The organism is Caballeronia hypogeia (genome assembly GCF_001544875.2).
GTDB classification, from domain to species: Bacteria; Pseudomonadota; Gammaproteobacteria; order Burkholderiales; family Burkholderiaceae; genus Caballeronia; species Caballeronia hypogeia.
The window spans coordinates 54,180-68,048 of record NZ_FCOA02000015.1 but is presented as its reverse complement, the minus strand read 5'-3'; the positions used below and the strand labels follow the sequence as shown (position 1 = coordinate 68,048).

The 13,869-nt window shown below is 63.5% G+C and carries 10 protein-coding genes and 2 pseudogenes; 6 read left to right on the top strand and 6 right to left on the bottom strand.

Annotated elements, in window-relative coordinates; genetic code table 11:
- Positions 1-97 precede the first annotated feature (97 nt).
- From AWB79_RS21570 to AWB79_RS21560, 3 genes and pseudogenes are all read right to left on the bottom strand, one after another.
- On the bottom strand, positions 98-1,192 hold the full coding sequence (locus tag AWB79_RS21570) for a branched-chain amino acid aminotransferase (protein ID WP_061169475.1): 1,095 nt from the start codon (positions 1,190-1,192) through the stop codon (positions 98-100).
- Between the two features lie 250 nt (positions 1,193-1,442).
- Positions 1,443-2,582: pseudogene (locus AWB79_RS21565) on the bottom strand (2-isopropylmalate synthase); the annotation flags it as partial.
- Positions 2,583-2,822: 240 nt separating this feature from the next.
- Entirely contained in the window at positions 2,823-3,713 is an 891-nt protein-coding gene (locus tag AWB79_RS21560; RefSeq protein ID WP_061169474.1) for a LysR family transcriptional regulator, read from the bottom strand.
- 100 nt (positions 3,714-3,813) lie between these two features.
- Here AWB79_RS21560 and AWB79_RS21555 point away from each other — a divergent pair, with 100 nt between their 5' ends.
- The 5 genes from AWB79_RS21555 to AWB79_RS21535 are packed head-to-tail and all read left to right on the top strand — an operon-like array spanning position 3,814 to position 9,486.
- Positions 3,814-4,707, top strand: coding sequence for an HpcH/HpaI aldolase/citrate lyase family protein (locus AWB79_RS21555; RefSeq protein ID WP_061169473.1), 894 nt, complete (start codon positions 3,814-3,816; stop codon positions 4,705-4,707).
- Between the two features lie 14 nt (positions 4,708-4,721).
- Positions 4,722-5,912: a CaiB/BaiF CoA transferase family protein gene (locus tag AWB79_RS21550; RefSeq protein ID WP_061169472.1), complete on the top strand. Its 1,191-nt coding sequence runs from the start codon at positions 4,722-4,724 to the stop codon at positions 5,910-5,912.
- 16 nt (positions 5,913-5,928) lie between these two features.
- Positions 5,929-6,738, top strand: coding sequence for an amidohydrolase family protein (locus AWB79_RS21545; RefSeq protein ID WP_061169471.1), 810 nt, complete (start codon positions 5,929-5,931; stop codon positions 6,736-6,738).
- A gap of 27 nt (positions 6,739-6,765) precedes the next feature.
- Positions 6,766-8,130 carry a short-chain fatty acid transporter gene (locus AWB79_RS21540; protein WP_061169470.1) on the top strand — a complete coding sequence of 455 codons (1,365 nt, stop codon included), beginning with the start codon at positions 6,766-6,768 and terminating at the stop codon, positions 8,128-8,130.
- A 24-nt stretch (positions 8,131-8,154) separates the two neighbouring features.
- Positions 8,155-9,486 carry a 2-hydroxycarboxylate transporter family protein gene (locus AWB79_RS21535; RefSeq protein ID WP_061169469.1) on the top strand — a complete coding sequence of 444 codons (1,332 nt, stop codon included), beginning with the start codon at positions 8,155-8,157 and terminating at the stop codon, positions 9,484-9,486.
- Between the two features lie 81 nt (positions 9,487-9,567).
- Here AWB79_RS21535 and AWB79_RS21530 read toward each other — a convergent pair whose 3' ends face one another.
- Both AWB79_RS21530 and AWB79_RS21525 read right to left on the bottom strand, forming a co-directional pair.
- Positions 9,568-9,855: a hypothetical protein gene (locus AWB79_RS21530; protein WP_061169468.1), complete on the bottom strand. Its 288-nt coding sequence runs from the start codon at positions 9,853-9,855 to the stop codon at positions 9,568-9,570.
- Positions 9,856-9,935: 80 nt separating this feature from the next.
- Positions 9,936-10,367, bottom strand: a pseudogene (locus AWB79_RS21525) (aconitase family protein); the annotation flags it as partial.
- Between the two features lie 498 nt (positions 10,368-10,865).
- Between AWB79_RS21525 and AWB79_RS21520 the strand changes: the two are divergent.
- The gene (locus AWB79_RS21520; RefSeq protein WP_061169467.1) at positions 10,866-12,446 is read left to right on the top strand and encodes an isocitrate lyase; all 1,581 of its coding nucleotides are present in this window, start codon (positions 10,866-10,868) and stop codon (positions 12,444-12,446) included.
- Between the two features lie 126 nt (positions 12,447-12,572).
- Here the strand turns inward: AWB79_RS21520 and AWB79_RS21515 are convergent, their stop codons facing one another.
- Entirely contained in the window at positions 12,573-13,847 is a 1,275-nt protein-coding gene (locus AWB79_RS21515; RefSeq protein ID WP_061169466.1) for a hypothetical protein, read from the bottom strand.
- Positions 13,848-13,869: the final 22 nt, after the last annotated feature.

Here is a 13,869-nt window from a genome sequence, read left to right as displayed (position 1 = left end):
CTCGCCGCGCGCGCCTCGCCCTCGCGGGCAAGGTGCGCGACGCATGGCGCTCACGCACCGCTTGAACAGGACGAGTGCGATCCTGGCGCAATCTGCCTTAATCGATGCGATAAACCCATTCAAGCGGATCGGCGAGCTTGCCGCGCTGGATTCCGGTCAGCTGCGTGCGGATGCGTTGTGTCAGAGGCCCTTCTTCCCCGTTGCCGATCTGAAATTCTCCAGCCGCATGGCGAACCTCGCCGACCGCGGTGACGACAGCAGCGGTCCCACAAGCGAACACCTCGCGGACACGGCCGCTCGCGGCGTCTGCACGCCATGCGTCGAAAGCATAAGGCGTTTCGTTGACTACGATGCCTTCACGCCTGGCGAGCTCGATGATCGAAGCCCTCGTGATGCCCGGCAGGATAGTGCCGGACAATGGCGGCGTCGTCAGCGAGCCATCGTCCATGACGAAGAAGAGATTCATCCCTCCCATCTCTTCGATCCACTTGTGTTCGGCGGCATCGAGAAAAACCACCTGATCGCAACCTTTGGCCGCGGCCTCGGTTTGCGCGATCAGGCTGGCAGCATAGTTGCCGCCGCATTTGGCCGAGCCCGTTCCCCCCGGCGCCGCGCGAGTGTATTGGTCGGACACCCAGACGGCAACCGACGTCTTGCCTGCCTTGAAATACGGACCCACGGGGCAGGCGATGACGCAGAAGACGTATTCGTGTGACGCGCGCACGCCGAGAAAGCTCTCCGAGGCAAACATGAACGGACGCAGATAGAGACTGCCATCGCCGCCAGGCACCCAGTCCCGGTCTACCTTGACGAGCGATTCCACTGCCTCGACGAAGAGCGCTTCCGGGAGATCCGCCATGGAAAGACGCGCTGCCGAGGCACGAAACCGCTTCGCATTCTCGAAGGGGCGGAACAGCGAGATCGAGCCGTCCTCGCCGCGATACGCCTTCATGCCTTCAAAGATTTCCTGCGCATATTGCAGCACGGCGCAGGCGGGATCGATCTGAAACGGCCGGCGAGGCTCGACTTTCGCATCGTGCCAGCCAAGCGTGTTGGTCCAGCGCATCGTTGCCATGTGATCGGTGAACACCCGACCGAATGCGGGGTTTGAAATGCTCGCTACGATCTGATCGTGCGGAGTCGGGGTCGCGGTGGTGGAGACGGAAAATTGCGTAGGCATATCGGTTTTCATACTTTCATTCGACCAATGACAAAACGGGTCTCGCCAGACTCGCACGGCGACCCGCGATGGATTGAAATGGAGAAGAGCGAACGCGGAGGCGTTCGTCTCCCTGGGGCTGACGTTTTCGACGGCATCTAGTCTTCGGCCCGCGCCATTGCCATTGTGCTCTAACCGCGAAATGGCGGCGTACGCGAAGACTCGCCGACGCCCGTCGTCAGAGCGGCGAACCGGTCGCATCCGCGACCTTGCCTTGCTGCGACAAAGCGACGATTGCGTCGTCGGATACGATTGCTTCCTGATCGGCGAGCGCCTTGAAGCGAACGAACGCCGCATTCAGTTCAGCTTCGCTGTCGATCTCGACTCCCAGCTCCTGCAACCTCTGCTTGAAGGCACTTCGACCAGACAGCTTGCCGAGCACGATCTTGTTCGCGCTCCAGCCCACGTCTTCCGCGCGCATGATTTCGTAGGTGTCGCGCGCTTTCAGCACGCCGTCCTGGTGGATGCCCGATGCATGTGCGAACGCATTGGCGCCCACTACCGCCTTGTTCGGTTGCACCGTGAACCCGGTGATCTCCGACACCAGCCGCGAGGCTTCGACAATCTGCGTCGTGTCCACGCGCACATCGAGGCCGAAGACATCCCGTCGCGTCCTGACTGCCATCACGACCTCCTCGAGCGCCGTATTGCCCGCGCGCTCGCCGAGGCCGTTGATGGCACATTCGATCTGCCTGGCCCCGCCCGACTTGACGGCCGCCAGCGAGTTGGCAACGGCCAGGCCGAGATCATCGTGACAGTGGACCGAAAAGACCGCCCTGGCGGAATTGGGAATGCGTTCACGAAGTTCGCGGATCAGGGCAGCGTAGCCATCCGGAACCGCATAGCCGACCGTATCGGGGACGTTGATGGTGGTCGCACCTTCGTCGATCACGCCTTCTATCACGCGACAGAGAAAGTCGAGGTCGGAGCGGCTGCCGTCTTCCGGCGAGAACTCCACGTCATCGGTATAACCGCGCGCCAGACACACTGCGCGCCGCGCCTGTTCATAGACCTGATCAGGCGACATGCGCAGTTTCTTTTCCATGTGCAGCGCGGATGTGGCGATGAAGGTATGAATGCGCGAACGGCTGGCCGGCTTCAGCGCCTCGGCGGCTCGCGAAATGTCACGCTCGTTCGCCCGCGCCAGAGAACAGACGATGCTGTCCTTCACCTCGCTGGCGATCGCCCGAATCGCCTGGAAGTCGCCTTCGGAACTCGCTGCAAAGCCTGCTTCGATCACGTCGACGCGCATGCGCTCGAGTTGTCGGGCGATGCGAAGTTTCTCTTCTTTGGTCATCGACGCGCCCGGCGACTGTTCTCCATCGCGCAAGGTCGTGTCGAAAATGATGAGTCGGTCTGACATGCCAGTCTCCTGTGGGGAACGGCAAATGCGTTGATCAGGGAATGGGTGGTAACCCTTCCTGCCTGTCGTGACGCTGGATCACAGCGCCTGACCGCGCGATTATAGCGAGAGATGCCGCGGGCAAATCTAGGGTCAACCCGCGTCCGACGAAGTGAAAGTCGCGCTGGCATTGATCCGCGAACGCCGCGGATTTCCGCTGCGCCCGCGAAGGTAACGCATCCGTTTGCTTCGCCCTCGTCGCTACTCCCCGCGCGCCAGGCTCGCCGCAACCGCCTCATCCGCGCACTGCCGCAAACCCTGAATCAGGCGCGCTCGCGGCGACGCGCGTTGCCACACCATGCCGAAGCGGCGCGGCTCCGTCTGAATCGGCAGAGCAAGTCGCGCGACCGAAAGCGCCGACGTCATCGGCGAGACGATGTCGGGCACCAGCGAAACGCCCAGGCCCCGGTCGACCATCATCGCGATCGCCATCAGCGCGTTCAGCTCGAAAATCTCACGCGGCACGATGCGTGCTGCGCGCAGGTACTGATCAGCCTGCTTGCCGCCGCCCAGCGTGCGGTCGTAACGGATGAACGGCTCGCGCCGCAGCAGTTCGTGCGGATCTTCGTTCGCAAGCCGCGCGGGCGCGAGGACGACGAGGGGCTCCTCGCGCAGCAGATGCCAGTCATAGGCCTTCGGCAGCGCGAATGCAGGATGCAGACAGATGGCTACATCGAGGTCGCCGCGTTGCAGCGTGTCGTACAGCTCCATCGACGTGCCCGCGCGAATCAGCAGCTTCGCGCGGGGAAACTCGCGTGCGAAGTTGGCCAGCACATCGGGCAGCAGGCTCAGGAGCGCCGTCGTGATCGTGCCGATGCGCAACTCGCCCGTCGCTTCGCCTTCGACCGCACAGGCCTTCAAATCGGCGAAATCCGCGACGAGACCTCGCGCCCGCTCGATCACGCGATGCCCCGCCTCCGTCGGAATCACGGTGCGGCCGGCGCGCACGAACAGCGTGGCGCCCAGTTCGCGTTCGAGCGCGGACATTTGCTGCGCAATGGCCGCGGGCGTCACGCCGACGCGCCGCGCCGCCTCGGCCATCGATCCGGTATCGACGACGAGTAGCAGATTGGCGAGGAATGCCGTATCCATCGGATAGATTTGCTTTCGTTTGAAGATAGACGCGGATAGTTTATCTAAAACATGAGCGTCCGTAGACTGGTCGGCATATCAAAAAATGGAAGGGAGACGCATGAGAAGCAAGCTCTTCGTGCCGGCCTCGCGCCCGGAACTCTTCGCCAAGGCGCTCGCGAGCGACGCCGACGCCCTCTCGTTCGATCTGGAAGATGCCGTCGCGCCCGAGCGCAAGCCGCAGGCGCGCGCCGACCTGCGCGCCCTGCTCGCCACCGACGACGCGCTCGCCAGCGACAAGACGCTCATCGTGCGCGTCAACGCGCTTTCGACGCCGCATTTCGCCGCCGATATCGATGCAGTCGCGCGCGCTGGCGTATCGCTGATCAATCTGCCGAAACCCGAGCATCCCGACGATGTGCGCGTCGCGGCGGAAACCCTCGAAGCCGCCGAGCGCGCGAACGGCGTCACCGCGCCGATCGGTCTGCTGCTCAATGTGGAGTCGCCGCGCGCGTTGCGCATCGCGGCGGAACTGGCGCTGGCGCATCCGCGCGTAGCGGGCCTGCAGCTCGGCCTCGGCGATCTGTTCGAGCCGCTGTCCATTGCGCGCCGCGAAACGGCCGCGATCCAGCAGGCGATGTTCGCGCTGCGCATTGCGGCGGGTGAAGCGAACGTGTTCGCCTGCGACACCGCGTTCGCCAACATCAAGGACGCGGACGGCTTTCGCGCCGAAGCGCGGATGGCGCGCGCGTTCGGTTTCATCGGCAAAAGCTGCATTCATCCGAGCCAGATCGCGATTGCGAACGAGGTGTTCCGTCCATCCGATGAAGACATCGCGCATGCGGTGCGTGTGGTCGTTGCGGCGCGCGACGCGGATGCGAAAGGCATCGGCGCGTATGTGGTGGACGGCAGGATGATCGATCCGCCCTTCGTCGAGCGCGCGCGCATGCTCGTCGCGGACGCGGCGCGGCTGGGTCTGCTCACCGAAGAACAGCGCGCCTCCACGGGAATTTGAAAGGAGAAGGATTCATGGAACAGAACGCTGGTCGCGGCGGACCGCTTTCCGGTGTGCGCGTGCTCGACCTGAGCGCCTATATTGCCGGTCCCTACGGCTGCACGCTGCTCGCGGACCAGGGCGCGGAAGTCATCAAGATCGAGCCGCCCACGGGCGATAACCTGCGCAAGTACCCATCGACGCTGGAAGCGGAAAGCCGCGCGTTTCTCGGCGTGAATCGCGGCAAGCGCGGACTCGTGCTCGACCTGAAGCAACGCGAAGCGCTCGATGTGCTGATCACACTCGTGAAAGAAGCGGACGTGCTCGTGCACAACTTTCGCCCGAGCGTGCCCGCGCGGCTCGGCATCGCGTACGAGCAACTGCGCGAGATCAATCCGCGTCTCGTCTATTGCGCGGTGACGGGTTATGGCGAAACCGGCCCGAACAAGGACAAGGCCGGCTACGACCAGGTGCTGCAAACGATGACCGGCATGTGCACGCTGCAAGGTCCGGCCGATGGCCCGCCCGAGGTTCTCTACGGGTCCGTCGTCGACTACTACGCGGCGTCGCTGGTTGCTTCCGGCGTGTCGTCGGCGCTGTTCGCGCGCGAGAAGACGGGCGCAGGGCAGTATGTCGGCGTCTCGCTGTTGCGCAGCGCGCTCACGATGCAGTCCGCGCGCATGATCTGGGCCGACAGCGAACCGAAGGACGTCGGCCGCGACATGCGTTCGGGCGGCATCACGGGCATTCATCCGACGCGCGAAGGTCATCTCTATCTTTCCGCGAACACGCCGCATTTCTGGAAGTCGCTATGCGAACTCACCGGCCTCGAAGCGCTCGCGACCGATGCGCGTTACGACAGCGTGCGCAAACGCGCGATCCATCGCGACGAGATCGTGCCGCAACTGCACGCGGCGCTCGCGCAACGCACGGCGCTCGAATGGGAAACGCTTTTCGGCGACGCGGTTCCCTGCGCCGCGGCGCGCAGCGTCGAAGACATGTTCGACGATGCGCAAGTGCTCGCCGAGGACATGGTCGCGCGTTTCGACTATCCGGGCGTGGGCGCGTATCGCGGCTTCAAGCATCCGGTGCGCTTCGGCGCGACGCCGCTGCCGGAGCCGTTCGCCGCGCCCGCCTTCGGCCAGCACAGCGAAGCGCTGCTGCGCGAAGCCGGCTTGAGCGATGAAGAAATCGAAGCGTTGCGCGCGAAACGCGCGGTGCTTTGAATGGAGAGCCTTCGCGATGAAATGCGATTCCCATATCCATATCTATGCCCGCGCGTTCCTGAAGCCGGGCGACGCGCAAGTCTTCGTCGAGAACGCCGATGTCGATGCGTATCGCAAGGTGCAGGCGCGCATCGGCACGGAGCGCGCGGTAATCGTCACGCCGCGCGTGTACGGCACGGACAACGCCGTGACCGTCGATGCGATTCGCCAGCTCGGCATCGACAATGCGCGTGGTGTCGCGGTGCTCAATCCCGATGTCACCGACGCTGAACTCGATGCGCTCGACAAGGGCGGCATTCGCGGCATCCGCTTCACGCTCTATACGGCGAAGAACGCGGCGGTCGGCTTCGACATGGTCGAGCCGCTCGCGCGGCGCGTCGCGGAGCTTGGCTGGCATGTGCAACTGCACTGGACGGCGGAGCAGATCGTCGAGCACGAAGCACTGTTGCAACGGCTGCCCGCAACGATGGTCTTCGATCATCGTGCACGCCTGCCGCTGCAAGACGGCGTCCGGCACGCGGCGTTCGACATCGTGCGCGATCTCGCAGATGCGGGCCGCGCGTGGATCAAGCTCTCCGGTCCTTATCTCGACTCGGCGGCGGGCCTCGACGGCGCTTACGCCGACATCGCGCCAATGGCGCGCGCCTGGGTTCAGGCCGTGCCCGAGCGCCTCGTGTGGGGCAGCGACTGGCCGCACGTGACGGAGAAGCACAAGCCCGACGACGTCTTTCTCCTCGACCTGCTCGCCGAATGGGCCGACGACGAAGCGACCCGCGAGCACATCCTCGTCACGAATCCCGCCGTGCTCTACGGCTTTGCGATCTAAAAGAATAAAACCCTCAGGAGACACAGCATGAAATCCGCTGCCGCGCCCTCGCCCGTGCGCAAGACACGCTTCACGGAAGCGACCATCCGGCTCTTCGAGCGCACCATCCCCGACCCGTTCGTCCTCGCGATTCTGATCACGGCGATCGTCGCGGCTCTGTCGCTGATCTTCGCGCCGCACGCAAGCGTGCCGAAGATGATCGGCGGCTGGTACAAGGGCTTCTTCGACATCTTCACGTTCGCGTTCCAGATCACGCTCGTGCTCGTCACGGGCCACGCGTTCGCGCACGCGCCGCCCGTGCAGCGCATGTTCAGGGCGCTCGTGTCGATCGCGCGCACGCCGGCGCAGGCAGCCACGCTCACCTTCGTGCTCGTCGCGGTGACGTCGTTCTTCAACTGGGGCATGGGGCTGGTCGTCGCGGCGCTGCTCGCGCGTGAAGTCGCGAAGCGCATGCGCGTGGATTTCGCGTGGATCGTCGCTGCGGGTTTCTCGGGATGGGTCGTGTGGGCGAGCGGCATTTCGAGCTCCATCGCGCTCGCGCAATCCACGCCGGGCAGTTCGATGAACGTCGTGCAGAAGCTGACGGGCGCGGTGCTGCCCTTCGGCGAAACCGTATTCACGCGCTTCAATCTCGTGCCGACGCTCGTGATGCTCTTCGCCATGCCCTTCGTGCTCGCGTGGCTCAAGCCGCGCGATGAAGACGCCGTCGTGCTCGACACCGAAAAACATCCGGATGCGCCGGCGCGCAAAAGGCCCGAAGGCAAGCTGAGCTTCGCGCGCTGGATCGAGCATTCGTGGATCGGCAGCGCGTTCATCGGCGCGGTCGGCGTCGCGCTGATCGTGCTGACGCAGTTTCAGCACATCGCGTTTTCGGGCGTGAATGCGGTCATCTTCGTGATGTTCATCGCGGGCGTGATCCTGCACGGCTATCCGCTCGCGTATGCGGACGCGATCAAGAACGCCGCGAAGCAGACCGGCTCGATGATGCTCCAATACCCGCTCTACGGCGGCATCATGGGCATGATGGACGCCACCGGCCTGCCCGATGTGATCTCGCACTTCTTCATCGCGATCTCGAACGCGCACACGCTGCCGTTCTGGAGCTATGTGTGTTCGGTGATCGTCACCTTCTTCATCCCGAGCGGCGGCGGACACTGGGCCGTGCAGGGACCGTTCGTCGTGCCCGCGGCCGTCGCGCTGCACGCGTCGGTGCCCGCCACGACGATGGCCGTCGCGATGGGCGAGCAGGTCTCGAACATGATGCAGCCGTTCTGGGCCGCGCCCGTCGTCGCCATGGCGGGCGTCGGCGTGCAGCGCGTGCTCGGCTTCACGGTGACGACCTTCGCGGTCGGGCTGATCGTGTATGGCGCGGCGTTGCTGATCTTCATCTGACGTGCAATGAACGGAGACCGATCGATGAAGTCCTCTGCACAATCCATCCGTCAAGACCAGAGCACGGGCCTCAAGGAACGCTGGTGGCGCGTGTTCGACGTGCGCATCGGCGCACTGCCCCTGCCGGTCTATCTGGTGCTGATCGCCGTGCTCGCCGCGATGAGCGCGCACGGCAAGCTCGCGTCCGACCTGCCGACAGGCATCGCGCTGGTGGCGGTCGGCGGCTTCACGTGCGCGGAGCTCGCCAAACGCATCCCGTGGATCCGCCACATCGGCGCGACCTCCATCTTCGCGGCGTTCATTCCGTCGATGCTGGTCTACTACGAGCTGATGCCCGCGCCTGTCACGAAAGCCGTGACGACGTTCACGAAGCAGTCGAACTTCCTGTATCTGTTCATCGCGGCGATCATCGTCGGCAGTGTGTTGAGCATGGACCGGCAGACGCTCGTGAAGGGCTTTGTGCGCATCTTCATTCCGGTGGCGAGCGGATCGGTCGCGGCGGCTGTCGTCGGAACCGCGGTCGGCACCGTGCTCGGACTCGACATGAAGCACGCGCTCTTCATGGTCGTCGTGCCGATCATGGCGGGCGGCGTCGGCGAAGGTGCGTTGCCGCTTTCCGCGGGGTATGCGCAGATTCTCGGCGTCGAACAGGGACCGCTTTTCGCGCAAGTGCTGTCAGCGGTGATGCTCGGCAATATCGCGGCAATCTGCTGCGCGGGCATGCTGAGCTATCTCGGCACGCGACGCCCGCATCTCACGGGCAACGGGCGTCTGACCGTCGCGCAAGACGACGACGTGGGGAGCGCGCAGTCCCCGTCGTTCGAATTCGACGTGAACTCGGTCGCCGCCGCGGGTGCGACGGCCATCGCGCTGTATCTGCTCGGCGTATTGAGTCATCAGTATTTCGACTGGCCCGCGCCTGTGGTGATGCTCGTGCTCGTCGTCGCCGCGCAGTTCTTTCAGCTCGTGTCGCCACGTGTGCGAGGCGGCGCGCGCTTCATGTATGGCTTCTTCTCCACCGCCGTCACCTATCCGCTGATGTTCGCGATCAGCGTCGCGATGACGCCCTGGGGCGAGATCGTTACCGCGTTTCACTGGGTCAACATCGTGACGGCCGTCTCCACCGTGCTCACGCTCACGCTGACGGGCTTCTTCGTCGCGCGCCGCATGGGGATGTATCCGGTGGAAGCGGCCATCGTGAACGCGACGCATAGCGGGCTGGGCGGCACGGGCGATGTGGCGATTCTGACCGCCGCCAACCGCATGGAGCTGATGCCGTTCGCGCAGATCGCGACGCGCATCGGCGGCGCGATCACGGTCATGATCGCGCTCGCGGCCTTCGCATGGCTGCGCTGAACCACATCGTGCGATCGCCGGGCCTGCGTTACTCGTAGCGCCGCGCTTCGTGCATCAGTTCCGGCTTGCCGATGATCGCGTTCAGGCTCTTTCCACGGCGCGCTCGTGCCGTGCTCGCGCAAGCTGCCTTAGAAGCCTTGCAGCGTATGAGCCACCGCGCGCGCCGCGCCGCCGGGAAAGATCACGATGCGAAAGCCGCGAGCAGGCCGCATCCATCTGCGCGGCCGAGCGCGGTGCTTCGATAAACAGCGCATCGACGCTCGCTTCCAGATAGCGTTCGGCGCGTTCGAGCGCGGCATCGAGACCTTCCACCGCGAGCGCATCCGTGCGGGCCAGAATCAGCGTGTCGCGACGCGCAGCTTGCCGCACATCCCCGCGACAGGGATCACGCTCTTGCCGTCGAGATGATCGCAGCGCTTCGGGAACGTCTGATCCTCCAGCTCGCCTTCGATCATGTCCTTCGCGGTGACGCCGCGCGCGAGACGTCCGTGCCAGCGCATGCGCGACGTCTGCGGCACCTTTACCCAGATCTGCCCCGACACCGCGACACCCGGCATCTCCGTGCTGCCAATGCCGAACATATACGCGCCGAACGCGCCGCCGACGCAGAACATGTCAGGCCGCACATGTCCGTGCTCGGGCAGCACGACATGACAGATGCCGACGCTGTCGTACACGTGCGGCAACTGCTTCTGCGCGTCCCAGTCGCGCGCGATGCGCACGATGCGGCGCGATTCGTCATCGGCTTCGGGCACGATCTTCGACGCATCCCAAAGCAGCGCGCCGAGTTCTTCGAGCATCGGCTTCAGGCGGCGCGAACCGCTCGAATCGTGGAACATCGCGAGATCGACGTCGCAGGTGACGATCTCTCCCACCGCGACTTCGGCGCAATCACTCGAGCATCTGTGCGACCTGCCCCGCTTCGAGCAGCAGGCGGTATTGCGCCCACATGCGCAAATCCTCGGGCTTGTGGAAGACTTGTGCGTCGGGCATCGCGGGCCAGTCGGACACCGTGAGCCACAGCCGCAGCAGATGGCGTCGTTCGTCAAGCGGCTCCGCGTCGACATAATGGTTTCGCCGGGGAAAAGGTGCGGCAGCGCCGTGCCTGCCGAATGCTCAATCAGAATGCCGAAAGCACGTTTCACATGGTGGAAGTATTCGCCCGAACTCCCGCGTCATCTGTTTTCACTGCCTGAAAACGTGTTCTGCATTGCAAAAATGACGTTCTATGTCTCTGATAAATAAGCACAAACTATGTCTTGTGTCTTATATAAGACTGAGCGAGATTGCGTTACTATTAAGTCATGCAGTTCGCGTCGACATACGCAGCGGCACGCCGAATCATCTATTGAAATGCGCTTGTTCCCAGGAGATTGCAAATGACCCAATATCAAGACGACATCAAGGCAGTGGCTGGTTTGAAGGAGCAACAAGGCAGCGCGTGGAATGCCATCAATCCCGAATATGCGGCACGCATGCGCGCCCAGAACAAGTTCAAAACGGGACTGGACATCGCCAGATATACCGCGAAGATCATGCGCGCCGACATGGCCGCCTACGACGCCGATCCCTCGAAGTACACCCAGTCGCTCGGCTGCTGGCACGGCTTCATCGGTCAGCAGAAGATGATCTCCATCAAGAAGCACTTCAACAGCACCGAGCGTCGCTACCTCTATCTGTCCGGCTGGATGGTGGCGGCACTGCGTTCCGAGTTCGGCCCGCTGCCGGACCAGTCGATGCACGAAAAGACCTCGGTCAGCGCGCTGATCCGCGAGCTGTACACGTTCCTGCGCCAGGCCGACGCGCGTGAACTGGGCGGCCTGTTCCGTCAACTGGACGCTGCGCAAGGCCCGGCCAAGGCCGCCATCCAGGAAAAAATCGACAACCACGTGACGCACGTCGTGCCGATCATCGCCGACATCGACGCGGGTTTCGGCAACGCCGAAGCAACCTACCTGCTCGCCAAGCAGTTCATCGAAGCGGGCGCGTGCTGCATTCAGATCGAAAACCAGGTGTCCGACGAGAAGCAATGCGGCCACCAGGACGGCAAGGTCACCGTGCCGCACGAGGACTTCCTGGCCAAAGTGCGCGCTATTCGCTATGCCTTCCTGGAACTGGGCGTGGACGACGGCATCATCGTGTGCCGTACCGACTCGCTGGGCGCGGGCCTGACCAAGCAGATCGCGGTGACCCACACGCCGGGCGACCTGGGCGACCAATACAACTCGTTCCTCGATTGCGAGGAGTTGTCGCCCGACGAACTCGGCAACGGTGACGTCATCATCAAGCGCGACGGCAAGCTGCTGCGTCCCAAGCGCCTGCCGAGCAACCTGTTCCAGTTCCGCGCCGGCACGGGCGAAGCGCGCTGCGTACTGGATTGCGTCACCGCGCTGCAAAACGGCGCCGACCTGCTGTGGATCGAAACCGAAAAACCGCATATCGCCCAGATCGGCGGCATGGTCAGCGAGATTCGCAAGGTCATCCCGAACGCCAAGCTGGTGTACAACAACAGCCCGTCGTTCAACTGGACCCTGAATTTCCGTCAGCAGGCGTATGACGCGATGAAGGCCGCGGGCAAGGATGTCTCCGCGTACGACCGCGCGCAGCTGATGAGCGTGGAATACGACCAGACCGAACTGGCGACGCTCGCCGACGAAAAGATCCGGACCTTCCAGGCCGACTCCTCGCGCGAAGCGGGCATCTTCCACCACCTTATTACGCTGCCGACCTACCACACCGCCGCGCTGTCGACCGACAATCTGGCCAAGGAATACTTCGGTGACCAAGGCATGCTGGGTTACGTGGCTGGCGTGCAGCGCAAGGAAATCCGTCAGGGCATCGCGTGCGTCAAGCACCAGAACATGTCGGGCTCGGACATCGGCGACGATCACAAGGAGTATTTCAGCGGTGAAGCAGCCCTGAAAGCGGCGGGCAAGGACAACACCATGAATCAGTTTTGATATCAGTAATCCCCAGGCAAAACGCCAACCCTAGCGGGTTGGCGTTTTTTCTTGGCCAAGAAAAACGGGCGGAGAGCAGCCTCGAAAAGCCGCTTTCCGCCCGCGATACTTCAAACGGCCGCCGTCTTACTTCTGAACGATATTGGCCTTGTTGAACGCGCCGCCCTGGGTGACAACCGTCGCATTGCCCACGCCGCTCTGCGCCGTCGTGGCCGCGTTGCCGAAGCCGACTTGCGTGATCATTGCCGTGTTGTACGAACCGGTCTGCGAAGCGTTCGCGGTGTTGAGGTCGCCGACCTGCGCGATCGTCAGCTCTTCCTTCGTGCCCGACTGCGATGCCGTGATGTTGTTGTAGCCGCCGAGCTGGCCTGCCAGCAGCGTGGATTCGAACGCGGCCTGCTGCGTCAGATCCATCTTGTTGTGGCCGCCGACTTGCGCCGCGACGACGGTATTGCCGCTGCCGTAGTTCTGACGAGCCGCTGCCTTGTTGGTGTCGCCGTCCTGGATCATGAACGCCGTGTCGTTCGACGAACGAATCTGGTCGACATAGCCTTCGTTGTATTGCGGGCCGGTCTGGATGATCGTCGTCTTGTCGTTGTTCGCGTAGCTCTGGTTGATTTGAGCGTAGTGCGGTGCGTTGGCGCCGCTCTGCACGATCGTGTTCGTGTTGTAGCCGCCGTTCTCCGAGTGGATCTGCGAACGAGCTGCATCGCTCTGCTTGATCGACGCAGTGTCGCCGACTTCAGCCCATTGCTCGATCTTGCCGTCCGTGCCGCCGCCCGTCTGCTCGATACGCGCGTGGTTGTAGCCGCCGTTACGCTGGTCGACCGTCGCGATGCCCGACTTGCTGCCTTGCAGGATGTCGACGGTGTTGGCAACCGTGTTGGTCTGCGTGACCGTCGCCTTGGCGCCGTCGGTCGAGCCCGAAGTGATGCCCGTGCCCTGATCGATGTTGACCTTGTTGTAGCTCGAGCCGCTGCGGGTGATGGTCGCCGACGCGTTCTTGCCGGCTTGATTGACCGTGTCGGTGTCGTACATCGACGACGTTTGCGAAATCGTCGCGCCGAGGTTGTTGCCGGTCTGCTTGATGGTGGTGTTCTCGGCGACAGCCTGGCTTTGCGTCAACGTCGCGCTCAGCTTCGACGCGCCTTTGACGTTGCCGTTTTGCTGAATGTCGGTCACGTTGTAGCCGCCTGCGTCCGACTGGACCGTGACGTTCGCGCCGTCGGCGTTTTGCCGCACGTTGACCTTGTCGTTGGTCGAGTTCGTTTGCGTCACATTCGCGGTGTTGCCGACGCCGAACTGGCCGACCGTTGCGCCTTCGAAGCTCGAATCAGCGAAAGCCGACGTCGATGCCAGTGCTGCCAGACCCATTGCGATGATGATTGCCTTGACTTTCATTTTTATGCCTCGTCGATTTGAT